The organism is Streptomyces durhamensis (assembly GCF_000725475.1).
GTDB classification, from domain to species: Bacteria; Actinomycetota; Actinomycetes; order Streptomycetales; family Streptomycetaceae; genus Streptomyces; species Streptomyces filipinensis.
The window spans coordinates 73,775-87,814 of sequence record NZ_JNXR01000023.1 but is presented as its reverse complement, the minus strand read 5'-3'; the positions used below and the strand labels follow the sequence as shown (position 1 = coordinate 87,814).

Sequence of the window (14,040 nt, the reverse complement as noted above, 5' to 3'; positions counted from 1 at the left end):
GGGCGGGACTTAGCTGAGCGTCTTCAGCGAGGCGGCGTCGTACGACTTCAGCTCGTCGAAGCGGTCGGAGAGCACCTTGGCCGCCCACTCCGGGTCCTGGAGCAGCGCGCGGCCCACGGCGACCATGTCGAACTCGTCGGCCTCCATGCGGTCCAGGAGGTTGTCGATGCCCTTGACCTCGGAGCCCTGGCCCTGGAAGGCGTTGATGAAGTCACCGTCGAGGCCGACCGACCCCACGCTGATGACCTGCTTGCCGGTGAGCTTCTTCGTCCAGCCCGCCAGGTTCAGGTCCGAGCCGTCGAACTCCGGCAGCCAGTAGCGGCGGGTGGAGGCGTGGAAGACGTCGACGCCGGCCGCGGCGAGCGGGGTCAGGATGGCCTCCAGCTCCTCGGCGGTCTCGGCGAGCCGGGCGGTGTAGTCCTGCTGCTTCCACTGCGAGTAGCGGAAGATGACCGGGAACTCGGGGGACACGGCCTCGCGGACCGCCGCCACGACCTCCGCGGAGAACCTCGCGCGGGCCACCGGGTCGCCGCCGTAGGCGTCCATGCGCCGGTTGGTGCCCTCCCACAGGAACTGGTCGAGGAGGTAGCCGTGGGCGCCGTGGATCTCCACGCCGTCGAAGCCGATGCGCTCGGCGTCGGCGGCGGCCCGGGCGAACGCGCCGATCACGTCGTCCAGGTCCTTCTGGGTCATCGCCTTGCCCGTGGGCTCGGCACCCGCGGTGACCAGGCCGGAGGGGCCGACGGCCGGGGCGTCCGGGAAGGGGGCGTCGCCCTGGTTGCGGACCATGCCGATGTGCCACAGCTGCGGCACGATCGTGCCGCCCGCCGCGTGTACGTCCTCGGCGACCTTCGCCCAGCCCGCGAGCTGCTCCTCGCCGTGGAACCGCGGCACGCGGTCGCTCTGCCCGGCCGACTCGTGGCCGACGTACGTCCCCTCGGTGACGATGAGCCCGACCCCGGCGGCGGCACGGCGGGAGTAGTAGGAGCGCACGTCCTCGCCGGGAACGCCGCCCGGCGAGAACATACGGGTCATCGGCGCCATCACGATCCGGTTCGGAACCGTGAGACCGTTGAGCGCGATCGGGCGGGACAGTATCTGGGCCGCGCGGGAGGCGGGCGTCGTGACGGTCACGTGAGGGGCTCCTCGTGAAGGGCGGGGTTAACCGGTCGGTATGTGAGTACGCATTGTTGCAGCCTCTTAAGTAATCGCCTATGCGCCGCCCCACATTCCGGCCCGGCCGCAGCCCTTACGTGACACCGCTCACACTGTCCCGGTTCAACCGCCGCACCCGCTCCCGCAGCACCTCCCCCGGCGGCGCCGGCTCGACCGACTCCGGCGGACAGTCCCACTCCCGCCCACCCCCGACGGGCCGCAGCTGTACGCGACCGCCCACGCGCCCCATCACCTGACCGAGCCGCCCGCTGCGGGTGTCGACGGCGTACTCGGCGGCCCGGGCGGGCCCCTCATTGGAGGTCGATTTCTTCAACTCCATTGCGCCAATTCCTCCACGCTGAGTGTTCACGTTCACCACACAGCGTGGCCGTCGGCGCCCTAGCCTGGCCAGATACGGCGCCCCAACAGCACTGTTTGTAGGACGAGGAGTTGCCATGCCGGGACCGAAGGACCTCGACCCGTCGTCATCGCCACGCGCCTTGCTGGGGGCGGAGTTACGGCACGCCCGCGAGCGGAAGGGGCTGAGCCAGGAGCAGCTGGGCCAGCGGCTGTTCGTGAGCGGGTCGTTCATCGGGCAGTTGGAGGCGGGGACGCGGCGGATGCAGCCGGAGTTCGCGCGAATGCTGGATGAGGTTCTGGAGACGAACGGCTTCTTCCAGCGGAACTGCGGGGCGGCGGCCAAGTCGAAGTTCGAGGAGTCTTTCGAGGTGGCGGCGGAGGCGGAAGCTCACGCAACGGCGATCAGGCAGTACACGCCACTCCTCATCCCAGGGTTGCTGCAGACACCCGCGTACGCCCGGGCCGTGAACCGCGCATACGACCCGACGGCGCCGGAGGAGACCATCGAAGAGTGGGTGGAGGGGAGGATGGAGCGGATCCGCCTGCTGGATCATCCAACAAACCCGTTGTTGTGGATGGTGCTTGACGAGGCGGCGCTGCACCGGGAGACCGGTGGCCGGGCGGTGATGGCGGAAGCTCTGCACCGCGTTGCCGACCTGTCCCGCCGCAGCCGGGTCATCGTGCAGGTGCTGCCCTTCAGTGCGGGTGCGCACACGGCGATGCAGGGTGCGCTGAAGCTGATGGAGTTCGCGGACGCCCCTCCGCTGGTCTACTTCGAGGGAGTGCGCAACGGGCGTCTGGAGGACGACCCGCCCACCGTCACCCAACTGAGGTTCGTCTTCGACCTCCTCGTGGCCTCCGCACTCTCGCAAGAGAAGTCCCTGGCCCTGATCGAGGCGTTGGCGCAGGCTTACGCACATGAGGAACATCCCTGACCTGAGCATGGCCACCTGGCACAAGTCGAGCTACAGCCAAGGCGGCAACGACTGCCTGGAAGTCACCCACGACTTCCCCGCCCTCGTCCCCGTCCGCGACTCCAAGACCCCCCAAGGCCCGAAGCTCGTGTTCCGGCCGGAGGCCTGGTCGGCGTTCGTCGCGAACCTCAAGCCTTGAGCCCCGAGCCCTCTTTGCAGGGAATGGGTAGGGTCTCAACCCACCCTCCCACCCGGCGAGTTGACTTGACGCATCCGACTTGCGACGCACGGTGACGATCCTCTAGCGTCACCGCATAACGAACAGCCCCCGTCAGGTGCTACCAACACCTGCGGGGGCTTGACCGCCGAGATCGGAGCAACGATCCCGTGGCTGATGCCAAGTTTAGTCCTGCCCTCCTGCCCGCGCACGCGTCCCCTCACCCGATGGCCAACCCGGGCTACGGCAAACGCACCGCACCGGGCCAACGCCCCCGCACCAACCACGCCTTCGCGCACCTCGCGCCCCGCGAAGCAGCCATCGCCGACTACCTCGACCGCCTCCCCGAAGGCGCCGACATCTCGGTGAAGACGCTGGCCAAGCAGCTCCCCTACGGCCAGTGCGCCCTCCGGACAGCCCTCAACCGCATCCAGGCGGCGGGGCACTTGCGGCGAGGAAGGGAGCGGCTGGAGACGGAAGACGGGGGCTCGCGCTGGATCACCCGATCGTGGTGGTCCCGTACCGCACGCGACGACGCCTGGTGGGCGGCGTTCACGCGCGGCGACGTACCGGAGGAGCCGCACCCGCCCGAACGACCCGGCCCCACCCGCTCCCGCGCGCACATCCTCCTCGCCGCCCTCGGCCGTACCGCCCCCGTCCTGTCCCTCTCCGCCGCCGACTGCGCCGCGCTCGCCCCGCTGCTGACCGAGTGGTTCGCGCGGGGGGCCACCGACGAGGCCGTGCTCCGCGCCCTGACCGAGGGCCTGCCGACGCCGGTCCACCACCCGGCAGCGCTGGTCCGCCGCCGCCTCATCGACAAGCTCCCACCGGAACCGCTCCCCCGCCCGCCTCGGCGAGTACTGGAGTGCGCGGAGTGCGGGGTGCCGGGGCGGCCGGAAGCACTGCCCGGGGGCGTGTGCGGCGGCTGCCGGGGCGAACGCGCCCCCGCACACCCGCCTACGCCCCTGCCCGCCCCCACGGTCCATGCCCGCGCGGGCGAGATCCGGGCCGCGATGTCCCTGCGACGACGAGAGAGGACACCGAGATGATGCCCATCGAGGACTTCGAGGAGCTGGCCAAAGCGGCTCCTGATGCCGTTTGCCTCGAATTCGTCAACGGCCGCATCCGCACCAAGGAACCGCTCAGCGTTGAGGACTTCGAGGAGCTGGAGCGCCGGGCGCCGGAGACCGTCCGGCTTGAGTACCTGAACGGAAAGCTAGAGGTGAAAGCCCCTCAGGACGGCAACCACTCCTGCATTCACACGTGGCTGACGCGCCTGCTCCTACTCCAACGCCCCGGCCACGGCCTCTACCCCTTCTCCGGCGTCAAGACACAGACCGACCGCAATGGACGAGCCCGTACGGCGGGGCCTACGCGCGGCGCGGTCACTTCAAGGGGCACGGCGAATGGTCCGACCCCGACGGCATCCTCATGGTCCTGGAGATCACCGTCCGCGACCAGGACACCAACCAGCACGACCGCATCGACAAACCGATCGGTTACGCCGGCGCCGACATTCCCGTCCACCTCCTCATCGACCGCGACCACAACACGCTCACCGTGTTCAGCGAGCCCAAGGACGGCCGCTACCAGCAGATCGTCTCTCGTCCTTGGGGTTCCGCAGTGGACATCCCCGCTCCCGTCGGTATCACCCTCGACACCACCGAGCTGAAGGACTACGCCGACTGACCCTTCCCGCTCCCCCTCGTTCGGTCTGTCGACATCGAGTATCTTGACATCGAGATTACTTGGACGGCGGGAAACGGGGGCTGGCCATGCGACGGGCCGGGGACGGCAAGGGCGGCAGGGACGGGCTGATAGCGCAGCTGCGGCGGCCACCGGGCGGGCGGGACGCGCGGATCATGCTGCTCGCGCAGTGCGTGGACCGGACCGGGACCGGTGTGTGGGCCGCGGCTTCCGTCCTCTATTTCACCTTCGTGAGCGGGCTGGACGCGCGCCGGCTCGGGCTGCTGCTCGGGGTCGGCGCGATCGCCGGGATCGCCGGGTCACCCCTTGCCGGGCGCGCCGCCGAACGGCTCCCCGTGCGAGGGCTGCTGATCGGCTGTCATCTGCTGCGGCTGGGGACGATGGGCCTGCTGCTGGTCGCCCACGACCTCGCCGCCCTGCTGCCCGTGGTCGCCCTCACCAGCCTCGCGGAGCGCGCGGCCAAGACCCTGGAGATGCTCTTCGCCACCCGGGTCGCCGGTGAACGGCGAGGCACCTACCAGGCGCTGTTCCGTAGCGTGGCCAACGCCGGTTACGCCGTCGGCGCGGGCATCGCCGCGCTCGGCCTCGCCGTGGGCACCCCGAACGCCTATCGCGCGCTGATCCTGGCCAACGCGCTCTCCTACCTCGTGGCCGCCGGGCTGGTCCGGCGGACCCGGGAGCCGGCGGGCCACGGCCTGGTCGTGGCGCACGGCGACGGCAAGGACGGCAGCACCCCCGCCCCCGACCCGACCCCCGCCCGCAGCCCCTGGCGGGACCCCGGCTACCTGCTCTTCGTCCTGCTCGACATCCCGATGAACCTGGACGACTCCGTCATCGGCGTCGGACTGCCGCTGTGGCTGGTGCACCGCACCAGCGCGCCGCACGCCGTCGTCCCCGCCTTCCTGGTGGTCAACACCGTGCTGGTGGTGCTCCTGCAGCTCCGCGTCTCGGCATGGGCCGAAGGCCCGCGCCGGGCGGCCGCGGCCGTGGGCTGGTACGGCGTGACGCTGTTCGCCTGCTGCCTCGTGCTGGCGACCGCCACCGGCGGTGGGGCCTGGTCGGCCTCCCTCGCCATGCTCGCGGCCGCGCTGCTGGCCACCCTGGCCGAACTGCTGCGCTCGGTGAGCTCCTGGGAGCTGGCGGTCGTCCTGGCGCCGCCGCGCGCCCGGGCTTCCTATCTGGGCGTGGCCGGGATGGCGCAGTCGGTGCAGAAGGCGGTGGGGCCCCTGCTGCTGACCGGCGCGGTGATGACGGCCGGCCCGGCGGGCTGGCTGGCGCTCGGGGCGGCCGTCACCGGGCTCGGCGTGGTGCAACGGCAGGCCGCGCTGCGGCGGCTGACGGCCCTCGCCGCGCCCGGCGCCGGCTCCCGGACACGCCCGAGGGCGGCACTCCCCGCCACTGACAGGGAGTGCCGCCCTCGGTAAGGACGTTGATCAACCAGGGGCCGGGGCCCCGAGGTGGATCAGAAGTCCATGTCACCGCCCGGCATGCCGCCGCCGGCCGGCGCGGCGGCCTTCTCCGGCTTGTCGGCGATGACGGCCTCGGTGGTGAGGAACAGCGCGGCGATGGAGGCGGCGTTCTGCAGCGCGGAACGGGTCACCTTCGCCGGGTCGATGATGCCCTCGGCGACCAGGTCGACGTACTCGCCGGTCGCGGCGTTCAGGCCGTGGCCCGGGGTCAGGTTGCGCACCTTCTCCACCACGACACCGCCTTCGAGGCCGGCGTTGACGGCGATCTGCTTCAGCGGGGCCTCCAGGGCGATGCGCACGGCGTTGGCGCCGGTCGCCTCGTCACCCTCGAGCTCCAGCTTCTCGAAGACCTGGGAGGCCTGCAGCAGGGCCACGCCACCACCGGCGACGATGCCCTCCTCGACGGCCGCCTTCGCGTTGCGGACGGCGTCCTCGATGCGGTGCTTGCGCTCCTTGAGCTCCACCTCGGTGGCGGCACCGGCCTTGATGACCGCGACACCGCCGGCGAGCTTCGCCAGGCGCTCCTGCAGCTTCTCGCGGTCGTAGTCCGAGTCGCTGTTCTCGATCTCGGCGCGGATCTGGTTCACCCGGCCGTTGACCTGCTCGGAGGAGCCGGCACCGTCGACGATGGTGGTCTCGTCCTTGGTGATGACGACCTTGCGGGCGCGGCCCAGGAGGTCCAGGGTCGCGTTCTCCAGCTTGAGGCCGACCTCCTCGGAGATGACCTCGCCGCCCGTGAGGATGGCGATGTCACCGAGCATGGCCTTGCGGCGGTCACCGAAGCCCGGGGCCTTGACGGCGACGGACTTGAAGGTGCCGCGGATCTTGTTGACGACCAGGGTCGACAGGGCCTCGCCCTCGACGTCCTCGGCGATGATCAGCAGCGGCTTGCCCGACTGCATGACCTTCTCCAGGAGCGGGAGCAGGTCCTTGACGGAGCCGATCTTGGAGTTCGCGATGAGGATGTAGGGGTCCTCGAGCGACGCCTCCATGCGCTCCATGTCGGTCGCGAAGTAGGCGGAGATGTAGCCCTTGTCGAAGCGCATGCCCTCGGTGAGCTCAAGCTCCAGACCGAAGGTGTTGCTCTCCTCGACGGTGATGACGCCTTCCTTGCCGACCTTGTCCATGGCCTCGGCGATGAGCTCGCCGATCTGGGTGTCGGCGGCGGAGATGGACGCGGTGGAGGCGATCTGCTCCTTGGTCTCGACGTCCTTCGCCTGCTCCAGCAGGGCGGCGGAGACGGCCTCGACGGCCTTCTCGATACCGCGCTTCAGGGCCATCGGGTTGGCGCCGGCGGCGACGTTGCGCAGGCCTTCCTTGACCAGGGCCTGGGCGAGCACGGTCGCGGTGGTCGTACCGTCACCGGCGACGTCGTCCGTCTTCTTGGCGACTTCCTTGACCAGCTCGGCGCCGATCTTCTCGTACGGGTCCTCGAGCTCGATCTCCTTGGCGATGGAGACACCATCGTTGGTGATCGTGGGGGCGCCCCACTTCTTCTCGAGGACGACGTTGCGGCCCTTGGGGCCGAGCGTCACCTTCACGGCGTCCGCGAGCTGGTTCATGCCGCGCTCGAGGCCGCGCCGCGCCTCCTCGTCGAACGCGATGATCTTGGCCATGTGAAGTGGTCCCTCCAGGACTGGGGGTGATTCCTTCGGACCGCGCCCGCGCCCGCGACGGACGGCTCGCCGACCCGTGGTTCCTTGCCCCACATGGCCTGCGGGCCTCACCGACCCGGTCCTTCTTTGTCACTCTCACCTTCAGAGTGCTAACGCAATGATTAGCACTCGGCATGGTCGAGTGCAAGCGGCTCAGCCGGATCAGCCCGGGGCGAACGGGGGCAGCCCGGACACGGCGAAGGGCCCGCACCCTGTGCGAGGTGCGGGCCCTTCGTGCGAGAAACGTTCAGGCGCTGAGGCGGACCATGTCGGCCTGCGGGCCCTTCTGGCCCTGCGAGATCTCGAACTCCACCCGCTGGCCCTCTTCCAGGGTGCGGTAGCCGTCCATCTGAATGGCGCTGTAGTGGACGAAGACGTCCGCACCACCGTCGACCGCGATGAAGCCGTACCCCTTCTCCGCGTTGAACCACTTGACGGTGCCCTGAGCCATGCCTAACTCCCCTATTACTGGCCCTTGCACAGATCCGCACTTCGCGGACCCGGGTCAGACCTCACCCCCCATTGGTCGGGGGCGTGCGCCGGAACGCGTCGACCGCGGCTGAATGTATCTGTCCAACTGCCGTCTGCAACAGGTCAATCGGACGAGAATTCTGGACGGGAACGGTCCGGAATGTGGTGAGAATTCACCCGACTTCGGGGCAACTCGGGCCCCACAAACGTTACAAAAGCCGCATAAAACCCCCGCATTTTGGCTGTTTCTTGCGGGGTGCGCGGCGTGCGATCCGGGGCTTACGACCCGGAGATCGTGGTCAGGTTCCCCAACTGTACCGCGCTCAATCACGCAGAATTGCCCCCTCCGCTTCTCTTACGGAGGAGGCAATTCCATGAACAATGGGTAACCGATGTTACCCAAGGTAACGATCAACCGCCGGCGACGGCCGGAATGATGGAGACACCGGCGCCGTCCGGGGTGGCGGTGTCCAGGCCCTGCTCGAAGCGGACGTCGTCGTCGTTGACGTAGACGTTGACGAACCGGCGCAGCTTGCCCTGGTCGTCCAGGACGCGGGCGGCGATCCCCGTGTGGTTCTTCTCCAGGTCCTCGATGACCTCGGCGAGGGTCCCGCCCTCGGCGGGCACCTCGGCCTGACCGCCGGTGTAGGTGCGCAGGATGGTGGGGATGCGAACGGTCACGCTCATGCGAGGCCAGCCTCTCGGAAGGAGTCCAGGGTCGGGCGGATGGTGGCGGTCAGGCCGGTGCCGGCGACCGCGTCCAGGGTCTTCAGGCCGTCGCCGGTGTTGAGGACGACCGTGGTCTTCGTCGGGTCCAGGACGCCGTCCTTGAGCAGCTTGCGGGTGACGCCTACGGTCACCCCGCCCGCCGTCTCGGCGAAGATGCCCTCGGTGCGGGCCAGCAGCTTGATGGCGTCGACGACCTCCGCGTCCGTCACGTCCTCCACCGCACCGCCGGTGCGGCGCGCGATGTCCAGGACGTAGGGGCCGTCGGCCGGGTTGCCGATGGCGAGGGACTTGGCGATGGTGTTCGGCTTCTGCGGCCGGACGACGTCGTGGCCGGCCTTGAAGGCGGTGGACACCGGGGAGCAGCCCTCGGCCTGCGCGCCGAAGATCTTGTACGGCCGGTCCTCCACCAGGCCCAGCTTGACCAGCTCCTGCAGACCCTTGTCGATCTTCGTGAGCTGGGAGCCGGAGGCGATCGGGACGACGATCTGGTCGGGCAGCCGCCAGCCGAGCTGCTCGCAGATCTCGTAGGCGAGGGTCTTGGAGCCCTCCGCGTAGTACGGCCGCAGGTTGACGTTGACGAAGCCCCAGCCCTCGCCGGCCGGGTCGCCGATCAGCTCGGAGCAGAAACGGTTCACGTCGTCGTAGTTGCCCTCGATGCCGACGAGCTCGCCGCCGTAGACCGCGGCCATGACGACCTTGCCCTGCTCCAGGTCGTGCGGGATGAACACGCAGGAGCGGAAGCCGGCCCGGGCTGCGGCGGCGCCGACGGCACCGGCCAGGTTGCCCGTGGAGGAGCAGGAGAGGGTGGTGAAGCCGAAGGCGCGGGCGGCCTCCAGGGCCTGCGCGACGACGCGGTCCTTGAAGGAGTGCGTCGGGTTGCCGGAGTCGTCCTTCACGAACAGGCCGCCGGTGACGCCGAGTTCGCGGGCGAGGTTGTCGGCTTGGACGAGCTTGGTCCAGCCCGGGTTCAGGTTCGGCTTGCCGGCCACGTCGGCGGGGACGGGCAGCAGCGGCGCGTACCGCCAGATGTTCGCGGGGCCGGCCTCGATGCGGCGGCGCAGCTCTTCGGTGTCGTAGCCGGAGAAGTCGTAGGCGATCTCCAGCGGGCCGAAACACTCCTCGCAGGCGAACACGGGGCCGAGCGGGACGCGGTGACCGCACTCGCGACAGCTCAGGGCCGCGGCGGGGCCAAGGTCGACGGGGGAGGTGGAGGTGCTTGCAACTGTCTGCACAGCCATGGAGGCGAGGCCCTTTCTCCTCATCTTCCTCACGACGCATCTCGCCGTGAGACGGATTTGGCACCTTCCCTAGCCGGGAGCCTCGCTGGAGAACGAGTGACCGACTGGAGGGTTGCCGGGGCTTCATCGGGCCGTGTCCCTCTGCCCCTCTGGATGAGCGGTATGCAGTTGTTGAACTCGGTTGAACGCGGAACGACCCCCGACATGCGATGGTCATCGGCGTTGTTCAAGACTGTAACCGAAGGCCGGGACAGTTGAGATAGTCGTCCGAACCGCGAGATGGATCACACGGCTCACCCGTGTGGTCACGAACAGTGAGGAGTCGCAGACCGTGCTGGAAGAAGTCGAGCGCTGGCTGGCCACCCGCTCCTGGTCCGTGACCGATCGCCCTCTCCACCGGATCCTGTCCGCCAAACAGCGCACGGGCCAGACGATCAGCGTCGTGCTGCCCGCGCTCGACGAGGAGGAGACGGTCGGCGACATCGTCGCGGTCATCCGTCACGACCTCATGGAGCGGGTGCCGCTCGTCGACGAGATCGTCGTCGTCGACTCCGGCTCCACCGACCGCACCTCCGAGGTCGCCGCCGCCGCGGGTGCGCGGGTCGTTCACCGCGACGAGATCCTGCCCCGCATCCCCACCGTCCCCGGAAAGGGTGAAGTGCTGTGGCGCTCCCTGCTGGTGACCGGCGGGGACATCCTCTGTTTCATCGACGCCGACCTGCGGGAGTTCTCCGCCGACTTCGTCTCCGGGATCGTCGGCCCGCTGCTCACCGAGCCGGACGTGGACCTGGTCAAGGCGATGTACGACCGCCCGCTCGCCGGGACGGCCGGGCAGGGCGGCCGGGTCACCGAGCTGATGGCCCGGCCGCTGCTGAACATGCACTGGCCGCAGCTGGCCGGGTTCGTGCAGCCGCTCGGCGGCGAGTACGCGGCCCGGCGCTCGCTGCTGGAGCAGCTGCCGTTCCCGGTGGGGTACGGCGTGGAGCTGGGCATGCTGGTGGACGCGCTGCACCTGGCGGGGCTGGACGCGCTGGCCCAGGTCGACGTCGGGGTCCGCAAGCACCGGCACCAGGACGGGCAGGCGCTGGGCCGGATGGCGGCGGCGATCTACCGCACCGCCCAGCTCCGGCTGGCCCGGGGCCATCTGATCCGGCCGTCGCTGACCCAGTTCGAACGGGGCGAGGACGGCTTCGAACCGCGCACCTACTCGGTGGACACCGAGGAACGGCCGCCGATGCTGGAGATCGCGGAGTACGCCGAGCGCAAGGTGGCCTGAGGCCGGGTGCCGTCCGCGTCCGCGGTGGCCGGAGTTCGTATACGTCCGCGTCACGGGGCGTAGCCGTACGTTTGAGCGTTTCCGGGCCGGGCTAGGTTGAGGACCATGGCTGCCACGCAGGGTGCTGAGGTGCTGGTCGCGTCCAATCGCGGCCCGGTGTCGTACACGGTGGACGAGCACGGTTCGCTGCACGCCAGGCGGGGCGGCGGCGGGCTGGTCTCGGGGCTGTCGGCCATCGGGTCGGACGCGGACTCGGTGTGGGTGTGCGCGGCCCTCGGCGACGGCGACCGCGCGGCCGTCCGGCGTGCGCAGGGCGGGCTGCTGCCGGCCGGGGACACCGGCGGACAGCGGGTGCGGATGCTCGACATCGACGCGGCCGTGCACGCGGACGCCTACAACGGCATCGCCAACTCGGTGCTCTGGTTCGTCCACCACATGCTGTACCAGACCCCGCTGGAGCCGGTCTTCGACGCGGAGTTCCGGCGGCAGTGGGCGTCGTACGAGGCCTACAACCGGGCGTTCGCCGAGGGGCTGGCCCAGGAGGCGGCCGCGGGGGCGGCGGTGCTGGTGCAGGACTACCACCTGTGCCTGGTGCCCGCGATGCTCCGTGAACTCCGTCCCGACCTGCGGATCGGCCACTTCTCGCACACGCCCTGGGCGCCGCCGGAGTACTTCGCGCTGCTTCCGGACGACATCCGCGAGCAGCTGCTGGCGGGCATGCTCGGGGCGGACCGGGTGGCGTTCCTGACCTGGCGCTGGGCGACGGCCTTCATGCGGTGCGCCGAGGACCTGGGCGCCGAGCGCTACCTGGTGGGACGGCCCAGCGGCGCCTCCCCGCACATCGAGCACCTGGGCGAGGGGCGGCGGCGCACCCACGTCGGCGTGCACTCTCTCGGTGCGGACGGCGACTTCCTGCGGGCCCGCTCGCGCGAGCCCGACGTCGCGGAGCGGATGGCGGCCCTGCGGGCGGAGATCGGTGCGGGCCGCAGGACGATCGTGCGGGTCGACCGGACCGAGCTGTCCAAGAACATCGTGCGCGGCCTGCTGGCCTACCGGCAGCTGCTGGAGGACCGTCCCGAGTGGCGCGAGCGGGTGGTGCACATCGCCTTCGCCTACCCCTCACGGCAGGACCTCGCCGTGTACCGCGACTACACCGCCGCGGTCCAGCGGGTGGCCGAGGAGATCAACTCGGCCTACGGCACACCGGGGTGGACCCCGGTCGTGCTGCACGTCAAGGACGACTTCGCACGCTCCCTGGCCGCCTACCGGCTCGCCGACGTGGCCCTGGTCAACCCCATCAGGGACGGTATGAACCTGGTCGCCAAGGAGATCCCGCTCGTCTCCGACCAGGGCTGCGCGCTGGTGCTGTCCCGGGAGGCCGGGGCGTACGAGGAGCTGCGCGCCGACGCGCTGGCGGTGAACCCCTACGACGTGCTGCAGACCGCCCGGGCCCTGCACGAGGCGCTGTCCCTGCCGGACAGCGAGCGGGCGCAGCGGTCGAAACGGCTGGCCGCCGCGGCCACCGCGCTGCCGCCCGCCCAGTGGTTCCTGGATCAGCTGCGGGCCCTGGAGGAGCTTCAGTCCAGCTGAGCCGCCAGCGCCCGCAACAGCCGCACGACACCGGCGGGGCCGTCCACGACCAGGTCCGCCCGTTCCGCCAGTTCCGTGACCTCCGTGCTGCCGCTGCAGACGAGGAGGCCGGGGACGCCGTCGGAGCGGAGTTCGTCCACGGCGGCGAAGGCGGGCAGGTCGCCGAGGTCGTCGCCGGCGTAGAGGACCGACTCGGCGCCGGTCTTGCGGACGTACTCGCCGAGGGCCACGCCCTTGTCCATGCCCGGCGGGCGCAGTTCCAGGACCATCCGGCCGGGCTCGACGATCAGGCCGTGGCGGGTGGCGAGGTCGGTGAGGGGGCCGCGCAGGGCGTCGAACGCGGCCTGTGGATCGTCGGCGCGGCGGGTGTGGACGGCGACCGCCCGGCCCTTCTCCTCGATCCATGTGCCGTGCCAGGCTCCGGCGCGGTCCAGCACGCCCGGCAGCTCGGCGCGGACCGCCGCGACGCCGGGGTGCGGGGCCGGGGCGGTGACGGTGCCGGTGACCGCGTCCCAGCGTTCGGCGCCGTAGTGGCCGAGGACGGTCAGGTGCTCCAGGCCGGGGACGCCGGCGAAGCCGCCGTGGCGGACCGCGACGCCGGCCGGGCGGCCGGTGATCACGGCGACGGAGGCGACCTTCGGGGCGAGCTCGGCGAGGGCCGGTACGGCCTCGGGGTGGGCGCGGGCCTGTTCGGGGTCGGCGACGATGGGGGCCAGGGTGCCGTCGAAGTCGAGGCCGACGATCGCTGCGGCCGGCTTCGCCAGGAACGCGGCGAGGCCGTCCCGGCCGGGCTGGGTCTGCGGGGTCGGCAGAGGGTCCATACAGCGACAGTATCCAGCGCGGGCCGGCCTCACTCCTGGGGCTCCGCCCCAGACCCCGCCTCGCCCACCCACCACCCGACTCGGCCGGTTCAAAGGGCACCCACGCAGCTGCGGGCAGTCGTGCCGCTGGGGCGGCACGGGTGGGCGCAGCGGCACTCTGCCGGCGCCGGCAAGCGACCCCACCCCGGCCGCCGTGACGCCGCTCAGCGCTCCGCGCGGTGCGCCTCCCTCACCCGGCGCAGGCGGTTCACCGTCACCGGGTCCAGCGCCAGGGCCCGCTCGTCGTCCAGCAGGGCGTTCAGCAGCTGGTAGTAGCGGACCGGGGACAGGCCCAGTTCCTCGCGTATCGCCCGCTCCTTCGCGCCGGGGCCGGGGAAGCCGCGGCGCTCCAGCGCGAGGACGGCTTGTTCGCGGTGGCCGAGTTCCATGCCCGCCACC

General features: G+C 70.7%; 15 protein-coding genes, 1 pseudogene and 1 riboswitch. Of the genes and pseudogenes, 8 read left to right on the top strand and 8 right to left on the bottom strand.

What is annotated here, in order from left to right:
• Positions 1-9: 9 nt before the first annotated feature.
• A complete protein-coding gene (locus IO33_RS0130685) occupies positions 10-1,134 on the bottom strand; it encodes an NADH:flavin oxidoreductase (protein ID WP_031170949.1) in 1,125 nt (374 codons plus the stop codon).
• Between the two features lie 115 nt (positions 1,135-1,249).
• Positions 1,250-1,495 (bottom strand): hypothetical protein, encoded by a 246-nt coding sequence (locus tag IO33_RS0130680; protein ID WP_051927071.1) that lies wholly within the window; start codon positions 1,493-1,495, stop codon positions 1,250-1,252.
• 115 nt (positions 1,496-1,610) lie between these two features.
• Here IO33_RS0130680 and IO33_RS0130675 point away from each other — a divergent pair, with 115 nt between their 5' ends.
• The 6 genes and pseudogenes from IO33_RS0130675 (at position 1,611) to IO33_RS0130655 (ending at position 5,777) form a co-directional block, all read left to right on the top strand.
• Positions 1,611-2,450: a helix-turn-helix domain-containing protein gene (locus tag IO33_RS0130675; protein WP_031170945.1), complete on the top strand. Its 840-nt coding sequence runs from the start codon at positions 1,611-1,613 to the stop codon at positions 2,448-2,450.
• Positions 2,434-2,628 carry a DUF397 domain-containing protein gene (locus tag IO33_RS0130670; RefSeq protein WP_031170943.1) on the top strand — a complete coding sequence of 65 codons (195 nt, stop codon included), beginning with the start codon at positions 2,434-2,436 and terminating at the stop codon, positions 2,626-2,628. Before IO33_RS0130675 ends, IO33_RS0130670 begins: the two co-directional genes overlap by 17 nt.
• A 245-nt stretch (positions 2,629-2,873) precedes the next feature.
• Positions 2,874-3,695, top strand: coding sequence for a hypothetical protein (locus IO33_RS0130665; RefSeq protein ID WP_031170941.1), 822 nt, complete (start codon positions 2,874-2,876; stop codon positions 3,693-3,695).
• A pseudogene (locus IO33_RS53840) lies at positions 3,692-3,910 on the top strand (Uma2 family endonuclease); the annotation flags it as partial. The gene IO33_RS0130665 and the pseudogene IO33_RS53840, both read left to right, overlap by 4 nt.
• Before the next feature lie 167 nt (positions 3,911-4,077).
• Positions 4,078-4,335 (top strand): Uma2 family endonuclease, encoded by a 258-nt coding sequence (locus IO33_RS53835; protein ID WP_342448346.1) that lies wholly within the window; start codon positions 4,078-4,080, stop codon positions 4,333-4,335.
• 86 nt (positions 4,336-4,421) lie between these two features.
• Complete coding sequence (locus tag IO33_RS0130655; protein WP_063765829.1) at positions 4,422-5,777, top strand: MFS transporter; 1,356 nt, start codon at positions 4,422-4,424, stop codon at positions 5,775-5,777.
• Positions 5,778-5,815: 38 nt separating this feature from the next.
• On the opposite strand, the gene groL is transcribed toward IO33_RS0130655, so the two are convergent.
• The 4 genes from groL to thrC all read right to left on the bottom strand — a co-directional run bounded on the left by groL (position 5,816) and on the right by thrC (position 9,915).
• A complete protein-coding gene (gene groL / locus IO33_RS0130650; protein WP_031170937.1) occupies positions 5,816-7,438 on the bottom strand; it encodes a chaperonin GroEL in 1,623 nt (540 codons plus the stop codon).
• A 286-nt stretch (positions 7,439-7,724) separates the two neighbouring features.
• On the bottom strand, positions 7,725-7,928 hold the full coding sequence (locus IO33_RS0130645; protein ID WP_004929928.1) for a cold-shock protein: 204 nt from the start codon (positions 7,926-7,928) through the stop codon (positions 7,725-7,727).
• A 431-nt stretch (positions 7,929-8,359) separates the two neighbouring features.
• Positions 8,360-8,635, bottom strand: a complete 276-nt coding sequence (locus tag IO33_RS0130640) for a MoaD/ThiS family protein (protein ID WP_031170934.1) — start codon at positions 8,633-8,635, stop codon at positions 8,360-8,362.
• Positions 8,632-9,915, bottom strand: a complete 1,284-nt coding sequence (gene thrC, locus IO33_RS0130635) for a threonine synthase (protein WP_031170932.1) — start codon at positions 9,913-9,915, stop codon at positions 8,632-8,634. Before thrC ends, IO33_RS0130640 begins: the two co-directional genes overlap by 4 nt.
• A 17-nt stretch (positions 9,916-9,932) precedes the next feature.
• Positions 9,933-10,075: riboswitch (SAM riboswitch) on the bottom strand.
• Between the two features lie 171 nt (positions 10,076-10,246).
• Here thrC and IO33_RS0130630 point away from each other — a divergent pair.
• Positions 10,247-11,191 carry a glucosyl-3-phosphoglycerate synthase gene (locus IO33_RS0130630; RefSeq protein WP_031170930.1) on the top strand — a complete coding sequence of 315 codons (945 nt, stop codon included), beginning with the start codon at positions 10,247-10,249 and terminating at the stop codon, positions 11,189-11,191.
• A 105-nt stretch (positions 11,192-11,296) separates the two neighbouring features.
• Complete coding sequence (locus IO33_RS0130625) at positions 11,297-12,781, top strand: alpha,alpha-trehalose-phosphate synthase (UDP-forming) (protein WP_209438940.1); 1,485 nt, start codon at positions 11,297-11,299, stop codon at positions 12,779-12,781.
• Here the strand turns inward: IO33_RS0130625 and otsB are convergent.
• Both otsB and IO33_RS0130615 read right to left on the bottom strand, forming a co-directional pair.
• Complete coding sequence (gene otsB, locus IO33_RS0130620) at positions 12,769-13,602, bottom strand: trehalose-phosphatase (protein ID WP_031170926.1); 834 nt, start codon at positions 13,600-13,602, stop codon at positions 12,769-12,771. The two genes, IO33_RS0130625 and otsB, sit on opposite strands and share 13 nt — an antisense overlap.
• A 203-nt stretch (positions 13,603-13,805) precedes the next feature.
• Complete coding sequence (locus IO33_RS0130615) at positions 13,806-14,030, bottom strand: DUF3263 domain-containing protein (RefSeq protein ID WP_031170925.1); 225 nt, start codon at positions 14,028-14,030, stop codon at positions 13,806-13,808.
• Positions 14,031-14,040 lie beyond the last annotated feature (10 nt).

What these genes read in the sequence shown, in the direction of transcription:
- IO33_RS0130680 (WP_051927071.1), bottom strand. Translation starts at nt 1,495, where the DNA reads ATGGAGTTGAAGAAATCGACCTCCAATGAGGGGCCCGCCCGGGCCGCC.
- thrC (WP_031170932.1), bottom strand. Translation starts at nt 9,915, where the DNA reads ATGGCTGTGCAGACAGTTGCAAGCACCTCCACCTCCCCCGTCGACCTT.
- IO33_RS53835 (WP_342448346.1), top strand. Translation starts at nt 4,078, where the DNA reads ATGGTCCTGGAGATCACCGTCCGCGACCAGGACACCAACCAGCACGAC.
- IO33_RS0130615 (WP_031170925.1), bottom strand. Translation starts at nt 14,030, where the DNA reads ATGGAACTCGGCCACCGCGAACAAGCCGTCCTCGCGCTGGAGCGCCGC.
- groL (WP_031170937.1), bottom strand. Translation starts at nt 7,438, where the DNA reads ATGGCCAAGATCATCGCGTTCGACGAGGAGGCGCGGCGCGGCCTCGAG.
- IO33_RS0130645 (WP_004929928.1), bottom strand. Translation starts at nt 7,928, where the DNA reads ATGGCTCAGGGCACCGTCAAGTGGTTCAACGCGGAGAAGGGGTACGGC.
- IO33_RS0130655 (WP_063765829.1), top strand. Translation starts at nt 4,422, where the DNA reads ATGCGACGGGCCGGGGACGGCAAGGGCGGCAGGGACGGGCTGATAGCG.
- IO33_RS0130640 (WP_031170934.1), bottom strand. Translation starts at nt 8,635, where the DNA reads ATGAGCGTGACCGTTCGCATCCCCACCATCCTGCGCACCTACACCGGC.
- IO33_RS0130665 (WP_031170941.1), top strand. Translation starts at nt 2,874, where the DNA reads ATGGCCAACCCGGGCTACGGCAAACGCACCGCACCGGGCCAACGCCCC.
- otsB (WP_031170926.1), bottom strand. Translation starts at nt 13,602, where the DNA reads ATGGACCCTCTGCCGACCCCGCAGACCCAGCCCGGCCGGGACGGCCTC.
- IO33_RS0130675 (WP_031170945.1), top strand. Translation starts at nt 1,611, where the DNA reads ATGCCGGGACCGAAGGACCTCGACCCGTCGTCATCGCCACGCGCCTTG.
- IO33_RS0130670 (WP_031170943.1), top strand. Translation starts at nt 2,434, where the DNA reads ATGAGGAACATCCCTGACCTGAGCATGGCCACCTGGCACAAGTCGAGC.
- IO33_RS0130625 (WP_209438940.1), top strand. Translation starts at nt 11,297, where the DNA reads ATGGCTGCCACGCAGGGTGCTGAGGTGCTGGTCGCGTCCAATCGCGGC.